General features: G+C 60.1%; 21 protein-coding genes. 20 read left to right on the forward strand and 1 reads right to left on the reverse strand.

Annotation, left to right across the window (positions count from 1 at the left end; translation table 11 throughout):
- Positions 1–482: 482 nt before the first annotated feature.
- The 17 genes from DW732_RS09260 to DW732_RS09340 all read left to right on the forward strand — a co-directional run bounded on the left by DW732_RS09260 (position 483) and on the right by DW732_RS09340 (position 15431).
- On the forward strand, positions 483–1733 hold the full coding sequence (locus DW732_RS09260; protein WP_118099387.1) for a HemK/PrmC family methyltransferase: 1251 nt from the start codon (positions 483–485) through the stop codon (positions 1731–1733).
- 68 nt (positions 1734–1801) lie between these two features.
- Positions 1802–1987, forward strand: coding sequence for a type II toxin-antitoxin system HicA family toxin (locus DW732_RS10215; protein ID WP_117843243.1), 186 nt, complete (start codon positions 1802–1804; stop codon positions 1985–1987).
- On the forward strand, positions 1954–2445 hold the full coding sequence (locus tag DW732_RS09270) for a type II toxin-antitoxin system HicB family antitoxin (RefSeq protein WP_147356382.1): 492 nt from the start codon (positions 1954–1956) through the stop codon (positions 2443–2445). Before DW732_RS10215 ends, DW732_RS09270 begins: the two co-directional genes overlap by 34 nt.
- Before the next feature lie 134 nt (positions 2446–2579).
- Complete coding sequence (locus tag DW732_RS09275; RefSeq protein WP_117858898.1) at positions 2580–3323, forward strand: L-threonylcarbamoyladenylate synthase; 744 nt, start codon at positions 2580–2582, stop codon at positions 3321–3323.
- A 13-nt stretch (positions 3324–3336) separates the two neighbouring features.
- Entirely contained in the window at positions 3337–4878 is a 1542-nt protein-coding gene (gene glpK / locus DW732_RS09280; RefSeq protein ID WP_117793863.1) for a glycerol kinase GlpK, read from the forward strand.
- A 123-nt stretch (positions 4879–5001) separates the two neighbouring features.
- The gene (gene upp, locus DW732_RS09285; protein WP_118099389.1) at positions 5002–5649 is read left to right on the forward strand and encodes a uracil phosphoribosyltransferase; all 648 of its coding nucleotides are present in this window, start codon (positions 5002–5004) and stop codon (positions 5647–5649) included.
- A 281-nt stretch (positions 5650–5930) separates the two neighbouring features.
- Positions 5931–6242 (forward strand): hypothetical protein, encoded by a 312-nt coding sequence (locus tag DW732_RS09290; protein WP_117734915.1) that lies wholly within the window; start codon positions 5931–5933, stop codon positions 6240–6242.
- A gap of 3 nt (positions 6243–6245) precedes the next feature.
- Positions 6246–7049, forward strand: coding sequence for a F0F1 ATP synthase subunit A (atpB, locus tag DW732_RS09295; RefSeq protein ID WP_022094263.1), 804 nt, complete (start codon positions 6246–6248; stop codon positions 7047–7049).
- 124 nt (positions 7050–7173) lie between these two features.
- Complete coding sequence (locus DW732_RS09300; RefSeq protein WP_022094262.1) at positions 7174–7368, forward strand: ATP synthase subunit C; 195 nt, start codon at positions 7174–7176, stop codon at positions 7366–7368.
- A gap of 15 nt (positions 7369–7383) precedes the next feature.
- Positions 7384–7986 (forward strand): F0F1 ATP synthase subunit B, encoded by a 603-nt coding sequence (atpF, locus tag DW732_RS09305; RefSeq protein WP_117635548.1) that lies wholly within the window; start codon positions 7384–7386, stop codon positions 7984–7986.
- Positions 7976–8452, forward strand: coding sequence for a FoF1 ATP synthase subunit delta (locus tag DW732_RS09310; protein ID WP_006235713.1), 477 nt, complete (start codon positions 7976–7978; stop codon positions 8450–8452). Before atpF ends, DW732_RS09310 begins: the two co-directional genes overlap by 11 nt.
- Positions 8452–10050 carry a F0F1 ATP synthase subunit alpha gene (atpA, locus tag DW732_RS09315; protein WP_117734916.1) on the forward strand — a complete coding sequence of 533 codons (1599 nt, stop codon included), beginning with the start codon at positions 8452–8454 and terminating at the stop codon, positions 10048–10050. Before DW732_RS09310 ends, atpA begins: the two co-directional genes overlap by 1 nt.
- A gap of 5 nt (positions 10051–10055) precedes the next feature.
- Complete coding sequence (gene atpG, locus DW732_RS09320) at positions 10056–10964, forward strand: ATP synthase F1 subunit gamma (RefSeq protein WP_117743860.1); 909 nt, start codon at positions 10056–10058, stop codon at positions 10962–10964.
- The gene (atpD, locus tag DW732_RS09325) at positions 10964–12418 is read left to right on the forward strand and encodes a F0F1 ATP synthase subunit beta (protein WP_006235717.1); all 1455 of its coding nucleotides are present in this window, start codon (positions 10964–10966) and stop codon (positions 12416–12418) included. The genes atpG and atpD overlap by 1 nt, the downstream gene beginning before the upstream one ends.
- Before the next feature lie 3 nt (positions 12419–12421).
- A complete protein-coding gene (atpC, locus tag DW732_RS09330; protein WP_006235718.1) occupies positions 12422–12814 on the forward strand; it encodes an ATP synthase F1 subunit epsilon in 393 nt (130 codons plus the stop codon).
- Between the two features lie 88 nt (positions 12815–12902).
- Positions 12903–14186, forward strand: coding sequence for a UDP-N-acetylglucosamine 1-carboxyvinyltransferase (murA, locus tag DW732_RS09335; RefSeq protein ID WP_117734918.1), 1284 nt, complete (start codon positions 12903–12905; stop codon positions 14184–14186).
- 12 nt (positions 14187–14198) lie between these two features.
- A complete protein-coding gene (locus DW732_RS09340; RefSeq protein ID WP_117793860.1) occupies positions 14199–15431 on the forward strand; it encodes an LCP family protein in 1233 nt (410 codons plus the stop codon).
- A 251-nt stretch (positions 15432–15682) separates the two neighbouring features.
- Here DW732_RS09340 and pepT read toward each other — a convergent pair whose 3' ends face one another.
- The gene (gene pepT / locus DW732_RS09345) at positions 15683–16930 is read right to left on the reverse strand and encodes a peptidase T (protein ID WP_118099390.1); all 1248 of its coding nucleotides are present in this window, start codon (positions 16928–16930) and stop codon (positions 15683–15685) included.
- 120 nt (positions 16931–17050) lie between these two features.
- Here pepT and DW732_RS09350 point away from each other — a divergent pair, with 120 nt between their 5' ends.
- The 3 genes from DW732_RS09350 to DW732_RS09360 all read left to right on the forward strand — a co-directional run bounded on the left by DW732_RS09350 (position 17051) and on the right by DW732_RS09360 (position 19937).
- The gene (locus DW732_RS09350) at positions 17051–17473 is read left to right on the forward strand and encodes a metal-dependent transcriptional regulator (RefSeq protein ID WP_040359600.1); all 423 of its coding nucleotides are present in this window, start codon (positions 17051–17053) and stop codon (positions 17471–17473) included.
- Between the two features lie 10 nt (positions 17474–17483).
- Entirely contained in the window at positions 17484–18377 is an 894-nt protein-coding gene (locus DW732_RS09355) for a homocysteine S-methyltransferase family protein (protein ID WP_035138801.1), read from the forward strand.
- A gap of 159 nt (positions 18378–18536) precedes the next feature.
- Positions 18537–19937: a phosphoglucomutase/phosphomannomutase family protein gene (locus DW732_RS09360; RefSeq protein WP_118099391.1), complete on the forward strand. Its 1401-nt coding sequence runs from the start codon at positions 18537–18539 to the stop codon at positions 19935–19937.
- Positions 19938–20086: the final 149 nt, after the last annotated feature.

Raw genomic sequence — 20086 nt, forward strand, 5'->3', positions numbered from 1 at the left:
TGGCGGGGCACTCATTGGGGACAGACTTAAATGAGTAGTCGTTGGGGACGTTCTTAAACGACTAGTCGAATAAGAACGTCCCCAACGACTAGGTTGGGTACATTGCTTTGAGGTGTTATTCAATCAGCTTTGATAGGCATTGAGCTGTTTACCTGCTTAAAACAATGAGTGGCATTCGTTTGCGATCGAAAATAATGCTCAAAATATCGTTCGAGAAGTCATGGGGCGAATTCTGCCTTGTCGCGCGTCAAGTGATTTGGCAAGTTCTTGGTTAGATATTGGTCAGTTTTGGGGCAACCTTGCCAAAAACTTGACGGATGCAGATTTAGACGTCGACGAATGAACACTTCGGGCAGGTTCCAAGTAAAAATCTGGGCTGATTGTCGATAATCGCCTTCAATCGTCCCTTGCCAAACGCTTGCCTCGCGTACAATCTGCTCCGACATTCGCGCGCCGCCCGGCGCTTAAGAGGGGAGGGCCCCATGGCAAACGAGATCTGGACCATCAAGCGTTGTCTTGAGTGGACCAAGGAGTACCTAGCCGAGCGTGGCGAGGAGCACCCCCGTCTTTCTGCTGAGTGGCTGCTGTGCGCTGCCACGGGTTTGGCACGCATCGACTTATATATGCGCATGGACGAGATGCTTAACGCGGCCCAGCTCGAGACCATGCACGCGGCCGTTGTCCGCCGCGCTAAGGGCGAGCCGCTGCAATACATCACGGGCAGCACGCAGTTTCGCATGATCGACGTCGCGTGCGCCCCCGGTGTGCTCATTCCGCGCCCCGAGACCGAGATGCTCGTCGAGGAAGTCCTCAATTATCTGGATGCCGAGGTGCTGGGCCCCGAGGCTGCTGCCCGTCAGCGTGTTGAGCTGCCTTGGAACGATGAGGTCGAGCAGGCCCGCAAAGCCGAGGCCGCGCTGGCAGACGAACGCGCGACCGCCGAGCGCCGTGCCGCTAACCTGACGGCTGCCGATGAGGCGGCGCTAGGCAGCGACGTGCTGGGTAGCCGTGCCTATGCCGAGGAACTGGCCGACCGCGAGGCCGAGGAAGCCGCCGCGCAGGCAGCGGAAGCCGAGACTGCGGAAGCTGCTGAGCCCGAGCTCGACGAATACGGCATCGCCATCGAGGGTGCCGACCAGGAGACGGCTTCAGCTCTGGATGCCGCTGCGCCTGCCCCAGCCGAGCCCCGCACTGCTCGCGTTCTCGAGGTCGGCTGCGGCACGGGCTGCATCTCGCTCTCCCTTGCTTGGGAGCGCCGCGGCCACGTTACCTGCACCGCTACCGATATCGAGCCGCGTGCCATTGATCTGGCCACCAAAAACCGCGACGCGCTCGGCCTCACGGCAGATGAGGTTGCCTTCAGCCTCACCAACCTGGTGAGCTCCATTCCCCACGACGAGTGGGGCACCTTCGACGTGCTCGTCTCCAACCCGCCTTACATCCCGACCGACGTTATGCGCTCGCTGCCGCACGAGGTCAAGGACTTCGAGCCCGATTTAGCGCTCGAGGGCGGTGCCGATGGCCTGGACATTTTCCGCCGCCTGCTCAATGCGGCACCCTATATGCTGCGTGCCGGCGGACTCTTTGCCTGTGAGCTCTACGAGGGTGCCCTCGACGCCGCCGCCGAACTCTGCCGCCAGGCGGGCCTTTCGGATGTGCGCGTCGTCCGTGATCTCACCGATCGCCCCCGCATCGTTCGGGCCATCGTCACCGAGCCCAAACAGCGCCAGTAATATTTATTAACTGGTTAGCAAAAATTATAAAGTAGTTTATAATTAGGACGGCTGACAGAGGTCGGTCCATGCAACCTCCTACCTTTCGGGAAATCATTGCCCTACTCAAGCACGATGGATTCGTGAAGGTCGCGCAAGTCGGTAGTCATGCTAAGTATGTTTCTGGTGGCCGTGTTGTCGCCGTGAACGGCTCTGGTGGTGATCGACCAAAGAAGGGCACGTGGGCAAGTATTCGTCGCCAAGCTGGATGGTAGTTGGAGGCAAAATGAGGCATCGATTTACCTATGATTGCGTTCTCATAAAAGAAGACGACGGTTACTGTGCCAGCTTCCCGCAGATTCCCGGCGCCCTTGCCGATGGCGATACGCGCGAAGAAGCGATTGCCCATGCCACCGAGGCGCTGATGGCGTTTTTAGCCGACGACCTCAACAACGGTTTGACTCCGGCAGGGTACGAACGCTCGGCCGAGGTCGTGGCCCTTTCAGTCGAAATCGACCACGAGGACGCTCGGGAAGCGGCGTGCCGAACATTTAAAGACGCAGCGCTGGACCTCAAAGTCTCCGCTCCGCGGATCACCGCGCTGGTCAAAGCCGGAAAGCTCGATGTTGAACTCGTCGACGGCCGTCGGATGATAACGATAGACAGCATCGAGCGCTACGCCGCCCAAGAACGCCATGCCGGCAGGCCAAAGAAGCTCGTCGCAGTCCAATAACCCCCTCACTTTCACCGACTACTAGAGCCGCTCACCAAACCAACATGCGCTCTGGACAAATAGGTTGAACGTTTCGTGCGAGAATGCCCCACAGTAAACAAACTTGCACCAGAGCGTAAGGGGCTGGCATACACATGCAGACGGTCTATCGGGTATACGAGGGAGCGCGCGAGCCGCATCGGCTTGCCGTCGAGCGCACTGCCGAGGTGCTCGGCCGCGGCGGCCTGGCCTTGATCCCGACCGAGACTGTCTACGGTGTCGCCGTGGCAGTTAAAGCCTTCTCCGATGCCGTCCCCCAAGATACAAGCGAGTTCCCGTCGTGGTCATGCGACCCGCAAGCCACCGTCAATGGCGCCGCGGTCCCTGCGCTCGGTACCGGCTACCGCCGCATCTTCACTCTCAAGCAACGTGAACTCACGCAAACCGTCGCTTGGCTGGTCGATGGCGTCGAAGCGCTCGACCGCTATGGCGTGGATATCCCGGAAGATGCCCGCGTACTCGCGCGACGATGCTGGCCGGGAGCCCTGACTATCGTGATTAAGGCAGCCCCCTGCGTGCCGACCTTTATGCGCGCTGCCGACGACACCGTGGCCCTGCGCGCTTCGGCCTCTCCCGTGGTCCAGGCGCTCATCCGCGCCTGCGGCAGTCCCCTTGCCTGCACGAGCGCCAATACGCACGGCGCGCCCTCGCCGGCAAGCTTTGCCGCCGTCGAGGGTCGCATCCTGGAGGGGGTCGATGTTGCCGTCGACGCCGGTGAGACCCCGTGTCGCGACGCCTCGACCATCGTGTCGTTCCAGCACGGCGGGCTCCAGATCCTGCGCCAAGGCGCACTTCCCGCATCAGAGATCGAACGGGTCCTGTCCGACCCGATGCAATAGAAAGGTGTAAGCGATGTCGTTGAATCTGGGCAGCCTGGGCATGGAAGATGCTTCGTTTAACTTTGGCGGTTCCTACATCATGGCGCTCGACTGCGGCACCACCTCGGTACTTGCGACCATCGTCGACGAGTACGGATGCATCGTCGCGCAGGCGCGTCGCAGCGTCAAAACCAGTTTTCCGCGTCCCGGTTGGGTAGAGCAAGACCCCATGGCGGTCCTCGCCAGTCAAATCGCCGTCATGATGGAAGTCCAGTTTAAGAGCGGTATCCACTCCGACCGCATTGCCGCCATCGGCATCTCCAACCAGCGCGAGACCACGGTGGTCTGGGACCGCGTGAGCGGTCAGCCGATCTATAACGCCATCGTATGGCAGTGCCGCCGTACCGCGCCGGCAATCGACGCGTTGGTTGAACAGGGTTGCGAGGAGTTGGTGCGCTCCCGCACGGGACTCACGCTCGACCCGTATTTCTCGGCCTCCAAGGTGCAGTGGATTCTCGACAACGTCGACGGCGCACGCGAGAGCGCGGCGGCGGGCGACCTCATGTTTGGCACCATCGACACCTGGCTCATCTACAACCTCACCGGCGGCCAGGTCTTTGCCACCGACTACACCAATGCCAGCCGCACGGCGCTCTTTAATATCCATACGCTCGACTGGGACGACGACCTGCTGGCGCTCTTTGACGTTCCACGTTCCATGATGCCCGAGGTTCGCTGGAGCTCGGGCGACTACGGCCGCGTCGCGAGCGACATCATGACCAACACGCCGCCCATCATGGGCGTGGCGGGCGACCAGCAGGCGTCGCTGTTCGGTCACTGCTGTTTCCGTCCCGGCCAGACCAAAAACACCTATGGCACGGGTTGCTTTATGCTCATGAACACCGGCGACGAGATCGTCGAATCCAAGAACGGCCTGGTCTCCACCATCGGTATCGCTGCGAACGGGAAGATCAGCTATGCACTCGAGGGCTCCATCTTCGCTGCCGGCTCCACCATGAACTGGCTTCGCAACAACATGGGCATCATCTCGAGCGTGAGCGAGTCGGCACAACTCGCCGCTTCGATTAACGACAACGAGGGCTGCTACTTCGTTCCCGCCTTTGCGGGTTTGGGTGCTCCCTGGTGGGACCCGCATGCCCGCGGTATCGTGTGCGGTCTGACCGGCGCCTCGAGCCGTGCGACCATCGTACGTGCCGCCTGCGAATCCATGGCATATCAGAGCTACGACGTGCTGCGCGCCATGGAGCAGGACGTGGGGCTTTCGATCGAGCGCCTGTCTGTCGATGGCGGTGCCTCGCGCAACGAGTTCATCATGCAATTCCAGGCCGACCTGCTGGATATCCCCGTGCTGCAATGCGAGACGGTAGAGACCACGGCAATCGGTGCCGCGTACTTGGCGGGTCTTGCCGTCGGCTATTGGGAAGACCTAGAAGAGCTGGAGCAAAATGCCCAGATCGTTAGGACCTTCCTTCCCCACATGTCTGCCGAGCGCCGCGAGCAAAACCTTGCGGGCTGGCGTGATGCAGTCAAGCGCTCGCTCAGTACCGCACAGTAGGGCTGCGATGGGCTGCTCGATACAATAAACCGCTAAACTAATGCATGGCGTTCGGCGGCAACATTGCTGCGCGCCTTGTCAGCAAGGCCGTTTTGCGGCCGCAACGAAAGGGGCAATCAACCCATGACCGTCACCTACGACGCGTCCCGTGTGACGCTTGTCGATCACCCGCTCGTCCAGCACAAGCTGTCGATCCTGCGCGACAAAAACACCGGCACCAACCAGTTCCGCCAGCTCGTGCGCGAACTCGCGCTTTTTGACGGCTACGAGGCCATGCGCGACCTGCCTATGGAAGACGTCGAGGTCGAGACCCCCATCACTACCGCCACGTTCAAACAACTCGCCGGCAAGAAACTCGCCATCGTGCCCATCCTGCGTGCGGGCCTTGGCATGGTCGACGGCATCCTCGACCTGGTGCCCTCCGCTCGCGTGGGCCACATCGGCATGGAGCGCGACGAGGTTACCCACGAGCCGCACGAGTATTACTGCAAGATGCCCAAGGATATCGACCAGCGCATCTGCCTGGTCGTCGACCCCATGCTCGCCACGGGCGGTTCGGCCGAGATGGCCATCAGCTACCTGCGCGAGCGCGGTGTCAAGGACATCCGCATGCTGTGCATCGTCGCGGCGCCCGAGGGTCTCAAGTCGCTGACCGAAAAGGACTCCGACGTGCATATCTATACCTGCGCCATCGACGATCATCTCAACGAGGCAGCCTACATCGTTCCCGGCCTGGGCGACGCCGGCGACCGCATCTACGGCACGCTCTAGTCGTCGGGCCTTGTCGGCTACGGTCACAAATACGAAGAAATGGTGCGCGCGGGCGAGAAAAAGACGTCCACGCGCATTCCTGTTAACGGACGTTTAGCCCAGAGGGGTTCGAGAAAAACGTATTACCTACCTGCGACATAAAGAAGGTCTTAAGAAAACGAACAGGTGAGTATTAACCGATGCTTTTTCGGTTGTACTTTAGCGATTGGCTCGTACAATAGTCACCAATGTTTGGCGGGAACTGTTCTGGGAAGCGTTAAAGAAGGAAAGTGAGGACGCCAGTGTTTCAGATAGCCGATCTGCTCGCTATCGTTGCAGGCGTCATCGCGGGCGCGGTCGCCTTTCTTCCCTTTGTTTTTACGCTCAAGCCGGTTCTTGACGATAAGCAGAATGCGGACATGCTCAAGGGCATGGTGAGTCTGGCGGTCTCGGCAATCGCCCTGCTCGTCTTTACCTTGGTTGTGTTTGTGTTGTTCGGAGAGGCATTTCGCATGTTCCTCCTGGGCGAGGCGATCGGCTTCGTGGCCTTTATGGCCGCCTGCACGGTTCGCGTCGCCAAGGCGCTGCGAGATCCTCATGAGGTCGAAAGGTAAGTCGTGGAAATTTTTGAAAAGCTGCCTGATGAGATTAATCATCTGGTTAGCGAGTTCAGCTCCACTCCTGTCGTGGGCGATCTGAGCTGCGGCATCACGCAGTACTCGTTTTGGCTGATCGTCTCCACGATCGTGCTCCTGATCGTCCTGGCCGTGTTCAAGAAGAAGCAGACCCTAGTTCCCAAGGGCTTCTTCGTCAACGGTTTCGAGTACATCATCGAGTACGTCGAGAACGATATCGGCAAGGGCGTCGTGGGTGAGAACTGGAAGAAGCACTTCCCGTTCCTGTGCTCGCTTTTCCTGTTCATCCTGATCAATAACATGATCGGCCTGATCCCGGGAATGAAGCCCGGCACCGGCGCAATCGGCTCCACCGCCGCGCTCGCCATCTTCGCCTTCGTGTACTTCATCTACTACGGATGCAAGGCTCACGGCGTGATCGGCTACATCAAGAGCCTCGCCCCGCAGGGCGTGAGCTTCCCGATGAACGTGCTTGTGTGGGTCGTCGAGCTTTTCTCGACCTTCCTGCGCCTCATCACACTCGCCGTCCGTCTGTTCTGCAACATGTTCGCAGGACACGTGGTCATGGGCTCGTTCGCCATCATGGCGAGCATGTTCATGCAGCCGCTGCTTCAGCAGGTTTCCGCGGCCCACGCCGTCGGTGCCCTGCCTTCGCTGGCCTGGCTTGCTATCCTCATCCTGATCTATGCGATCGAGCTTGTGGTCGGCGCCATCCAGGCTTACGTCTTCACAGTCCTTACCGCCGTGTATGTCTCTGAGGCAGAGGAGGTCGCGGAGGAGGAGTAGTCTTCCGTTCGCGTCTTAAAGGTAAGGCAATTCGTTAAACCGCCGGTGCCCGTACCCATGGAGCCCGGCAGTTATAAAAAGGTTATCCTGCGTGAAATAAGACACGCACGACAAAGGAGGAATCGTGGGAGTTATCGGTTACGGTCTCGGTGTTATCGGCGCTGGTCTTGCTATCGGCCTGTCTGCTCTGGGTGCTACGGGTGCTATGGCCCGTCAGCCTGAGGTCCAGGGCCGCGTGTTCACCGTCTTCATCATGGGCTCCGCCTTCGGCGAGGCTCTGGCTCTGATCGGCTTCGTTGTCGCGCTGATCGTTAAATAGCACGGAGCGTCAAGTATGAATCTTTCATCCCAGAAGAGCGCGATCGCACTCTCCGCGTCCGCGGCCGCGCTGCTCATGCCGGTTTCCGCGTTCGCCGAGGACGGCGCTGCCGGTGCGGACATCCTCATCCCTAAGATGGCGGAGTTCATCCCGGCGCTTATCGCCTTCCTGATTATCTGGATCGTGCTGGCCAAGGTCGCCCTGCCGGGCATCATGAAAACCATGGAGGAGCGCGGCAAGAAGATCGAGGAGAGCCTCGACGAGGCCGAGAAGACCAAGCAGGAGGCTATCGCCAAGCGTGCTGAGTCCGACTCGATCGTCACCGACGCCCGTCGTCAGGCTGCCGACATCGTTCTCGAGGCCCGTAAGGACGCCGAGTCCGAGCGCGCCCGTATCATCGAGGCTGCTCACAAGGAGGCAGAGGAGATCATCGCCAAGGCCCATACGACTGTCGAGGACGAGCGCAAGTCCATCTACGCCGGTGCCGCGAGCTCCATCGCCGACCTGTCCGTTGCCGTCGCCACCAAGATCGTGGGCGAGGCACTCGAGGACGAGGCCGAGCAGAAGAAGCTCATCGAGCGCTACATCCAGGAAGCAGGTAGCCTGAATGCCGACTAGCCGCTATCAGGACAAGGTGCTCGAGACCTATGCGCGCTCCCTTCTGGAAGCCGCCAAGGCCGAGAACCATGTGTTCGAGGACCTCGAGATGATCGAGCGCTTGGCTTCTGCCAGCCCCGAGATCATCGCCGTGCTCGACACCATGTCCAAGCGCGACCAGCTCGACCTTCTTCCCAAGGTGGCAGCTGCCTTTAAGTATGTTGCCGAGGAAGACGAGGATGTAGTGGGCGTGACCGTCACCACGGCGATCCCGCTCGACGACGAGCTGCGTCAAACCATCACTAAGAAATGCGAGCAGGACTTCGGCCGCAAGGTATTTCTTATCGAGCAGGTCGACCCGTCTATCGTGGGCGGCCTGGTGCTCGAGGCCCGCGGCGAGCGTCGTGACATTTCCGTCAAGACGCAGCTGCGCATCGCGCAGGAGACCCTCGCAAACTCTGCTAATTCGTACGGAGGTGAAGCCTAATGTCCGAAACCCTCAATGCCCAGGATATCGCCAAGAAACTGCAGGAGCAGCTCACGAGTCTCTCCGCGACGGTCGATACGCATGAGGTTTCAACGGTCGACGAGGTAGGCGACGGCATCGCGCGCGTCTCCGGCCTCAAGAGCGCCATGGCAGGCGAGCTTCTGGAGTTCAAGAGCTCCGATACCGGTGAGACCGTCTTCGGCCTTGCCCAAAACCTTGACCGTGACGAGGTCGGCGCCGTTCTGTTTGGTGCCGTCGACTCCATCAAGGAAGGCGACGAGTGCCGCACCACTGGCCGCATTATGGATATCCCTGTGAGCCGTGCTATGCTTGGCCGCGTCGTCAATCCGCTCGGCCAGCCTATCGACGGCCTGGGTGACATCGTCGCCACGCACCGTCGTCCCATCGAGTTCAAGGCCCCCGGTGTCATCGACCGTACCCCGGTGTGCGAGCCGGTTCAGACCGGCCTGTTGGCTATCGACTCCATGGTGCCTATCGGCCGTGGTCAGCGTGAGCTCATCATCGGCGACCGAAAGACCGGTAAGACCGCCATTGCCATCGACGCTATCCTCAATCAGAGCGGCAAGGGCATGGTCTGCATCTATGTCGCCATCGGCCAGAAGGCCTCCACGGTTGCCAACATCCGCGAGACCCTCGCTCAGCACGGTGCGCTCGACTACACCATCATCGTTTCGGCCACCGCTGCCGATTCCGCCCCTATGCAGTACATTGCGCCTATGGCCGGTGCCGCTATCGGCGAATTCTTTATGTACAACGGCGAGGATGGTAAGCCCGCCAACGAGACCAACCCCGGCGGTCACGTGCTCGTCATCTACGACGACCTGTCCAAGCAGGCTGTGGCCTACCGTCAGATGTCGCTGACGCTGCATCGTCCGCCCGGACGCGAGGCCTATCCTGGCGACATCTTCTACCTGCACTCTCGTCTGCTCGAGCGTGCCGTCAAGATGTCCAAGAAGAACGGTTACGGCTCCATGACGGCCCTGCCGATCATCGAGACCCAGGACGGCGATGTCTCGGCCTACATTCCGACCAACGTCATTTCCATTACCGATGGTCAGATCTACCTGCAGTCCGAGCTCTTCTTCCAGGGTCAGCGCCCGGCAGTCGACGTGGGCATTTCCGTGTCCCGCGTTGGTGGCGACGCGCAGACCAAGGCCATGAAGCAGGTCGCCGGCAACCTCCGTTTGGACCTCGCTTCGTATCAGGAGCTCGCCGGCTTTACGCAGTTCGGCTCCGACCTTGACGAGGCTACTCAGAAGCAGCTGACCCATGGTGCCCGCATGACCGAGCTCCTGAAGCAGCCGCGTTATAAACCATTTGAGGTTGGCGAGCAGATCGTTGCGCTGTTCGCTGGCAACGAGGGCTTCCTGGACGACCTGGAGATCGCCGACGTGCTGCCTTTCCGTGCCGAGCTCATCGAGTACATGGACAATGGCTTTGGCTTACTGCTCGACAAGGTTCGCGCCAAGAAGATCGATGATGACACCAAGGCTGAGCTCTTGCGCGTCATCGGCGACTTTAAGCAGCAGTTCATGGCCAAGCACCATTCGGATGTTTCTGGATCAGAGGAGAACTAAGCCCTATGGCCAACCTTCGCGACATTAAGAAGCGAATCTCCTCGGTTACCACGACCAAGCAGATCACGCGCACGATGGAGATGGTCTCTACGGCCAAGATCCGTCGTGCCCTCGATCGCTCCAAACAGGCCGAGCCCTATAAGGAGGCGCTGACCGACGTCATGTTGACGGTCGCCGGCGACGCCTCCTGTTCGGGCACCGATCCCATGCTGCAGAAGCATGAGAGCGTCAAGCATGGCCTGATTGTCGTCATTGCCTCGGACCGCGGCCTTGCCGGCGGTTTCAATACGACAGTGGAGCGTACGGCCGAAAAGCTCGCCGCTTCTTGGGCGAACGACGGCATCGAGTGCGAGATCATCGCGTGCGGGCGCAAGCCGGCCACGTATTTTCGCGACCGCGCAAACGTCATCATGCACTTTGAGGGCAACTCCTCTGAGCCCGATTTCAATCAGGCCCGCATGATCTCCTCTCATATCTGCGATGCGTATCGTGCCGGTGAGCTTGACCGTGTCGAGCTTGTCTACCACCACGCAAAGAACCGCGTGGATCAGGAGCTTCGCGTCGAGCATCTGTTGCCGCTCGACCCCGAGATGATCGCTATGGCCCACGGTCCGCGTAAGAACGAGACCGACGCCCCTAAGCGCATCTCGTCCACGTTCGAGTTCGTGCCCTCTCCCGAGCATGTTCTCGGCAAGCTTGTACCGTCGTATATCCTGACGGTCATCTACCAGGCCCTGATCGATTCGGCGGCTGCCGAGCAGGGTGCACGCCGCAAGGCCATGCACTCCGCGACGGAAAACGCCACCGCGATCATCTCGACCCTTACCCGCACGTATAGTCGCGTGCGCCAGGCTTCGATCACGACCGAGATTAACGAGATCGTCGGCGGAGCCTCAGCATTGGAGGAACAGTAATGGCTAATAACACCGTAAAGCTTGCGGTCGAGGAAGCCACCAAGAAGACGACTGCCGGTGATGGTCGCATCGTGCGTATCATCGGCCCTGTCGTCGACGTCAAGTTTGACGGCGCGGTGCCCCCGATCTACAACGCGCTCACGGTCGAGGCCGAGACCCCGATCGGTCATCTGAGCACGATCCTCGAGGTCGAGAGTCAGCTTCCGGGCGGCGTCGTCCGCACGGTCGCCATGTCCTCGACCGACGGCCTGCAGCGCGGCCTCATCGCCACCGATACCGGTGAGCCCATGAAGATGCCCGTTGGTCCCAAGACGCTCGGCCGCATTTGGAACGTCATGGGCAAGCCCGTCGACGGCAAGCCCATGCCCGAGGTGGAGGAGTTCTACCCCATCCACCATGCAGCGCCCCGCTTTGACGAGCTCACCACCAAGACCGAGATCTTCGAGACCGGCATCAAGGCCGTCGACCTGCTTGAGCCCTACATCCGTGGCGGCAAGACGGGCCTGTTCGGCGGCGCCGGCGTCGGCAAGACCGTTCTGATTCAGGAGCTCATCAACAACCTCGCCCAGGAGCACGGCGGCACCTCGGTGTTCACCGGCGTCGGCGAGCGTACCCGCGAGGGCACCGACCTGTTCCTCGAGATGAGCGAGTCTGGCGTTATCGACAAGACCTGCTTGGTCTATGGTCAGATGAACGAGCCGCCCGGAGCGCGTCTTCGCATCGGTCTGGCCGGCCTTACCACCGCTGAGTATTTCCGTGATCGTGGCCAGGACGTTCTGCTGTTCATCGACAACATCTTCCGCTTCTCCCAGGCAGGTTCCGAGGTTTCCGCACTGCTGGGCCGTATGCCGTCCGCCGTTGGTTACCAGCCCACGCTGGCAACCGAGATGGGCGACCTCCAGGAGCGCATTACCTCGACCAAGACGGGCTCCATTACCTCCGTCCAGGCTGTCTACGTCCCCGCAGACGACCTGACCGACCCGGCGCCTGCCACGACGTTTACGCACCTCGACGCCACCACGGTTCTTTCGCGTAGCATTTCGTCGCTCGGCCTGTTCCCGGCTATCGACCCGCTCGCGTCTTCCTCCGACGCTCTCGATCCCTCGATCGTCGGCGAGGAGCACTACCGTGTCGCCGTCAAGGTCCAGGAGCTCCTGCAGGAGTACTCCGACCTTCAGGACATCATCGCCATTCTGGGTATGGACGAGCTGTCCGAGGAGCAGCGCCTTACGGTCAACCGCGCTCGTAAGATTCAGCAGTTCCTCTCGCAGTCCTTCCACGTCGCTGAGAAGTTCACCGGCAACCCCGGTGTCTACGTCCGCGTCGAGGATACCGTCCGCTCCTTCGCCGAGATTGTCGACGGCAAGGCCGATGACCTGCCCGAGCAGGCTTTCCGCTATGCTTCCACGATTGAGGACGTGCGCGAGCGCGCCCGCAAGATGGGGGAGAAGTAGGTTATGCGTATCCGCATCGTGTGCCCCGTGAGCTGCGCCTATGAGGGCGACGCTGCGTTTGTGTCGATTCCGTCCACGGATGGCGAGTTTGGCGTTCTGCCTGCTCACTCCAGCGAGATCTGCACGATCGACCGCGGTTACGTTCGCGTTTCCGATAAGGCCATGGGCACTGTCGACCACACGTTTGCCGTGGCCGGCGGCTATGCCCAGGTTGCGGACGATGTCGTGACCGTTCTCGCCGAGCGCGCTTGCGATCTGGCGACCGTCGATGCCGACAAGCTTAAAGCTGATATTCAAGGTTTTGAAGAGAAGCTGGGTAATTTGTCGGAGGATGATGCACGCCGCGCCTACCTCTATAATGAAATCGCATGGTGTAAGCTCAAGCTTGCCCAATAGTCAAACGATTTAACGTTCGACCATTTGCGAACACATCATGCCCGGGATGGCCCAGCCACCCCGGGCATGCTTTTTGAAAGGGTAGACCTTGGATATTATCCGCGTTGAGGGTGGCCATGCCATCGGAGGCTCCGTGCCCGTTTCGGGTGCCAAGAACTCCGCGCTCAAACTCATGGCGGCAACGCTTCTGGCGCCGGGCAAGACGACGCTGCAGAACGTGCCCGATATTTCCGATGTCCACGTGATGGGCAAGGTGCTCAAGGGCATGGGCGCTACGATCGATGTTCTCGACGAGCACACGCTCGAGATCGATACCTCTCAGGCCGATTCTTGGGAGGCCCCCTACGAGCTCGTTGCCAAGATGCGTGCTTCCACCGCCGTCATGGGACCCCTGCTGGGTCGCTTCCATCGCGCCAAGATCGCCATGCCGGGCGGCTGCAACCTGGGTGCTCGCAAGATCGATATGCACATTCTGGGTCTTGAGGCCCTGGGCGTAGAGTTTGATACCGCCCACGGCTACATCAACGCCAGCGCGCCTCAGGGCCTGCGCGGCACCACCGTCACGCTCGAGTTTGCCAGTGTCGGTGCGACCGAGAACCTCATCATGGCCTCTGTGCGCGCACAGGGCACCACGGTTATCGACAATGCCGCCCGCGAGCCCGAGATCGTCGATCTCGCCAACATGCTCAACGAAATGGGCGCCAAGATTGTCGGCGCCGGTACGCCTGTCGTGACCATCGAGGGCGTGGAAGAGCTCCATCCCGTTACCCATCGCGTGGTGGGCGACCGCATCGAGGCCGGTACCTTTATCGTCGCCGGTGCGCTGATGGCTGACGATCGCGGTGTCGACGTCACGGGTTTTTGCCCCATCCATCTGGGCATGGTGCTCAAGAAGATGGAGCTCATGGGCATCGATTGCGAGCGTACTGACGACGGCGTTCACGTGAATCGCGCCGAGCGCATCAAGCCGGTCGACATCCAGACGCTTCCGTTCCCCGGCTTCCCGACCGACATGCAGGCACAAATTATGGTGCTCTCCGCCCTCGCCGATGGCAGTTCCGTTATTACCGAGAACATCTTCGAGAATCGCTTTATGTTTGCCTCTGAGCTGGTGCGCATGGGTGCCGACATTCGTATCGAGAGCCATCATGCCATGATTCATGGCGTCAAGGGCTTCTCGGGTGCACAGGTCACCTCGCCCGACCTTCGTGGCGGCGCGGCGCTTGTGGTTGCCGGTCTTATCGCCGACGGCGTTACCGAGGTCTCTGCCATCCATCACATCAAACGTGGCTACGAGCAGTTTGTCGAAAAGCTGCAGGCGCTTGGCGCGCATGTCGAACATGCCACCGTCCCCGATCCCGTCATCTACTAATGCAGGTTGCCTATGTTTAACAAGAAGCCCCTGGCGGATAACACCCGAAGACCCTCGACTGGTGCGCAGGCCAAGATCTACAGCCGCGACAACGTCGCTCGCTATTCCGAGCGCGCCCGCCAGCGCCGTCGTAGCCACACGATTCGTCACGTCGCGCTCATTGTCGTGCTTGGCGTGCTGCTGAGTGCCACTACCGCTGCCGGCCTGTGGTTTGCCACCATTATGGGCAAGCTCGGCGATTCTAATGTCATTACCGACAATCTGCGTCGGGTTCTGGTTGACACCGATGAGGCAAAGGATCCGTTCTACGTGCTGCTTCTTGGCACCGACGGCCGTCCGGGCGAGGATACGTATCGTGCCGACTCGATTATCTTGGCACGCATCGACCCCACGCAAAAGCAGGCGACGCTCATTTCCGTTCCGCGCGATACCAGGGTCGTGTACAAGGGCGAGACCATGAAGATCAACGCCTGCCATACCGTTGGCGGCGCCGAAGCCATGGTCGAGGCGGTCAACGAGCTGTGCGGTGTTCAGATTTCCCACTATGCCGAGGTCAGCTTCGACGGTATGCAGGCGCTGATTGATTCGGTTGGCGGTATCGACATTAACGCAACCGATGATGTTGACGACCCCGAGCACCTGGATATTAAGATCACCGCTGGTCAGCAGCATATGGACGGAGCTACCGCCCTTACCTATGCCCGCTGCCGCTACATCTATGCCGACGGCGATTACACGCGCATGCGCCACCAGCGTCAGGTGCTTGGCGCCCTTGCCAACCAGATTCTCAATAACTTCGATGCCACGAAGATCTTTGGCCTGGTTAATTCGCTGTCCGATATGCTCGTAACCGATATGAGCGTTCAGGATATCGTGTCTACGGTCAACGCCATGCGCGGTATGGATGTCGACGGTATCTACTCGGCCAACCTGCCCTCGTACGCCGACGACAGCACCATGATCGACGGTGTGAGCTACGTCTTTGTCTACGAGGACGAGCTCAAGGAAATGATGGAGCGTGTCGATGCCGGCAAGGATCCCAAGGGTCCCAACACCATGGGTCTTTCCGACGGTTCCAGCTCTACGATTGGCGACCTGAACAACAATACGTCTGACGACTACGCAAACGGTACCGCAACCTCATCGGTCAGCTCTGACAATTCCGATGACTCAAGCGATTCGAGCGATTCGGACTACTACGAAGAGCCCACCGGCGACGGTAACGGCTACGAAGCCAACTACTAAGTTACGGCGTTTTACCAAACGCCGTAACGGCTCGACGCTGCGCGCCGCCCAAGGCGACAATTTGTCATTCAAAAGGCAGGGCATGACCAGAAGGTCAATGCCCTGCCTTTTTCATGCCAACTTGTTCGCCTTGGACGTCGCTCGCTGACGTTGGCTCAACCTGCGATGTTGACTACTCCCCTTGTATCAAAAACCGCCCCGTTCTTGGTTGAGGACGGGGCGATTCGTCTTTTGGACTTATGCAGCCAGGCTTATGCAAAGCGGGCGACGAGCTCCTGGAGCACGTCGGTCATCTTGACGAGCGAACTGACCGGGACGAACTCGTTGACGCCGTGGTAGCAATAGCCGCCGGTGGAAAGGTTGGGGCAGGGCAGACCGCGGAACGACAGCTGGGCGCCGTCGGTGCCGCCGCGAATCGGCAGCACTTGGGGCTCAACGCCGCAGGCAAGGTAGGCTTCCTTGGCAACATCAATAAGCTCGGGATAGTCACGAACGATCTCGGCCATATTTCGATACTGCTGCTTAATCTCGACCGTCACGCGCTCCTCACCCAGACGCTGGTTGAGCATCGAGGCGGCGGCATCAATAAGGTCGAGTTTCTGCTGGAACTTGGCGGCGTCATGGTCGCGGACGATATAGCGCGCTGTGGCGTGATCGACGGTCGCAGATACACCCTCAAGGTGATAAAAGCCCTCGTAGCCTTCCGTATACTCCGGGCGCTGCGCGTAGGGGAGCAACGCGTTGAAGTCGCAGAACAGATTGCCTGCGTTGACCATACGGCCCTTGGCGTCGCCCGGGTGGATGGACTGGCCCTCAAAGCGGACGGTCGCCTCGGCGGCGTTAAAGCACTCCCACTCCAGCTCGCCGATGGGGCCGCCGTCGACCGTGTAGGCGTACTTGCAGCCAAAGGCATCGATATCCAACAGCTCGGCTCCGTGGCCGATCTCCTCGTCAGGGCAGAAGCAAATGCCGAGTGTGGGATGGGGCAGAGAAGGGTCCTGAGCGATACGCGCGACAAGCGACATGATCTCGGCGACGCCTGCCTTGTCGTCCGCGCCCAGCAGCGTGGTGCCATCGCTGCAGACCAGGTCCTCACCCGCGAGGTCGTTCAGGGCGGGAAGCTTGGCGGTACTCATGGCAACGGGCTTACCGTCAACCGTGCCGCAGACCAGGTCGCCGCCTTCGTAGTGCACGATGTGCGGCTTCACGCCGGCGCCCGGTGCAACTTCGGTGGTGTCGAGATGGGCGATCAGGCCCAGGGCAGGCTTGTTCTCAGCGCCCACACTTGCGGGGATATGTGCGCAGACATAGGCGTGCTCGGTCACGTGGGCATCTTCCGCACCAAGCTCGCGCAGCTCTTCAGCCAGCACGTTGGCAAGGTCAAACTGAACGGCGCTCGAGGGTACCTGGTCGCAGTTTGCATCCTCGGACTGCGTGTTGATCTGGACGTAGCGCAAAAAGCGCTCGAGGACATCGGGGTTCGTGGTGGTGTTTTCCATAAAGACCGCTCCAATCTTGGTCGTCGTGTGCAACAAGAACTCTAGCACGGTATGCCACGGCATACCGCGACGCTTGGATGGGGTAGAATCAGCCAATGAATGCAGAAGGGACGGAAGATCATGGATACGACAAATAGCTCGCGCGAACTACATCTGACGGTGGCGAACGAAGACTACTTGGAGTGCATGGTTCGCATTGAAAGCGAAGAGGGGGAAACCAACGGCGTGCGATCGGTCGACATCGCGCAGCGCCTTGGCGTCTCCAAGGCATCGGTCAATAAAGCGGTTTCGGCGCTCAAGGCATCCGAGCTTGTCGAGCAATCGCACTACGGCAAGGTGATCCTGACCGATCGCGGCCGCGAGGTTGGCACGGCTATCTGGTACCGTCATCGCCTCATCCGCACGTTTTTGGTTCAGGAGCTCGGTGTCGAATTTGAGCGAGCCGATTCCGAGGCCTGCATGATGGAGCATGCGCTATCCGAGGACACGATGAGCCGCTGGCTCGCCTATCTCGAAAAGCAGGGAATCAGCGTCGAGGAATAGCGGGATATATATGGATACGAGTTATTACAACCGCTTTGGTGCCGAGGAACTTACGCGCCGCTTGTCGAGCGAGACCTTGTTGGCGCAGGGCCCCATGGGCAGTGTTCTGTTGAGTGAGTACGATGCCGCCGACATTCCACCGGCGTTTTGGAATCTGGCAGAGCCGCAGACCGTTTCTCGTATCCATCGCTTGTATGTCGCCGCCGGCGCGCAGGTGCTCATTACCAACACCTTTCAGGCATCGAGCTATGCCCTCAAGCATGACCAGATTGCGCCGTCCGTGGCGGAGGTCAATCGCGGGGCCGTCGACGATGCCCGCCAGGCGCACCCTCAGCTGCTGCTGGGCTCGATGGGCCCGATCGGTATTGAGTGGTTTGCCGAGGACTCTGCCGAGTATCGTGAAATCCGAGGCATTGCGCGCGAACAGGCGCACGCCTTGCTCAACGCCGGCGTTGACGGTCTGCTGATCGAGACGGTGACGTCTATCCGTAATTTGCAGCCCATGCTTGCCGGCGCCCGAGATGCCGCCGATGGCATGCCTGTTCTGGTGAGTTTTGTCGTTGACGATAAAGGCGACCTGTTGGGCGATGGCCTCAACATCGAGGCAGCCGTTTTGTACGCCGAAAAACACGGCGCAAACTCGGTTGGTGTTAATTGCTGTTCGCTTGCGGCCGCGAACGCGGCGGTGCCCAGGATGGTTGCATCGGCGACTACTCCCGTCACGGTGCGTCCCAACGTAGGCGATCCGGTCCAGACTCAGGATGGCCCCGTATGGCACGAGAACCCCGAAGCTTTCGCGCGCGCATGCATCGAATGGAGACATGCCGGTGCCGCAATGGTGGGCAGTTGCTGTGGAACCACGGCAATCACTACGGCAGCGATGGCCGAGGCGCTCGATATATAAAGGGCAAAACCGCTCCATACGGGGCGGTTTTTTTTATTGCTTGCATGTCCTCGGCAGCATTTGCCCAAATGGTGAATGCTGGTGCCGGCAGGTTGCCGAGTGCATGTTGCGGGTATACCCCATGCGTACCATGATCCAAACACTGTGAGGTGTCTGCGCGTGTGCGCGATAATTCATTTTGGAACTGACGGTTGGCGCGCTCGCGTCGATGAGGACTTCACTGCCGATAACGTTGCCCGTATCGCCGATGCCGTCGGCGAGTTGTGGCAAAAGACCAATCCGGGCAAAACGGTATATATAGGGTTCGACACCCGGCCCCTGGCGAGCGAGTTCGCTGAACTTGCGGCGGGCGTGCTAGCAGCGCACGGGCTGGACGCCGTGCTCGCTTCGCGACCTGTTCCGACCCCTGCCCTTACGTGGGCGGCGGCTTATGACGGTGAGGCGTGCGGCGCGCTCATGGTGACGGGGTCCCATCATCCGCAGGGTTATCTGTGCCTCAAGATTCGCATGGGTGACGGCTCAACCGCCAACCAGGATGTCATCGAAGAGCTCGAAGAGACCATGGCTCCCGAGCCAATGGGGATCGAGGGGCAATATCGCACCGCGGATATCATTCCTGACTATATGCAGGCGGTGGCATCATTTGTCGATGCCGAAGCCATCCGCGCCGCGCACCTGCGCGTGGTTGTCGATCCCATGGGCGGCGCGGCCCAGGGCTATCTAGCCGACTTGCTGCGCGAGCTTGGCGTTGAGGTGCACGAGATTCACGCCGGGCAGGGACCTGACCAAGAAGATATCTGCCCCGACCCCGTTGAACCGTGGGTGGACGCTTGCGAGCGCACGGTTATCGAGGACGGAGCTTGCGCTGGCCTGGTGACCGACGGCGACGCCGACCGTATCGGCGCGGTTGACGAGCGCGGCAGATATATACATCCGCATCAGATCATGGCGCTCGTTTTGGGCGACTTGGTTCAATTTCGTAATTTGGAGGGGCGAGTCGTCGTCAATCTTTCATGCTCGACGCTCGTGCGTCGCATTGCCGAGGCGCTTGGCTGCCGCGTGACCGTCAAACCAGTCGGTTTCAAATATATAGCGGCGGAGATGAAGAAGGGCGGCGTCCTCATGGGCGGCGAAGAAGCCGGTGGTATCGGCATCGCCGCGCATATGCCCGAGCGCGATGGAATCCTCGCCTGTCTGATTCTGTGTGAGCTTATGGCAAAGACGGACGCGCCTTTGGGCGTTCTGGTCGACCAACTCGAGGACAGATTTGGTAAGACGAGTTACGGTCGACGCGATTTACGCCTTGAGGCCGAAGATGCCGAAACGTTACGAACCCTGCTGCCGGGTGTAAACCCCAAGTCGATTTGTGGCAAGGTGCCGCAAAACGTTAGTCATATGGATGGCTTGCGTTTGGCATTCGAGGATGACACGTGGCTGCTGGTCCGTCCTAGCGGGACCGAACCAGTGGTGCGCGTCTACGCCGAGGGGTTCTCGGTGGAAGAACGTGATGAGTTGCTCGATGCTGGCTGTGCTTTAGCTAGGGGGACGTATCCGCTTTAACCATGAGACTGCCTTATATAAAGAGATGCTCGGCGAGCGGTAGTTAACGGCTGGCAAACGTTAGTCGCATCACAAGATATGTAGGAAATGTGTACGCCCAGATTCCCGCCCCCGGGGCCCCTCCGGTCTGGCAATATATCTCCTTGCCG

The organism is Collinsella sp. AM28-11LB (assembly GCF_003469895.1).
Classification (GTDB): Bacteria; Actinomycetota; Coriobacteriia; order Coriobacteriales; family Coriobacteriaceae; genus Collinsella.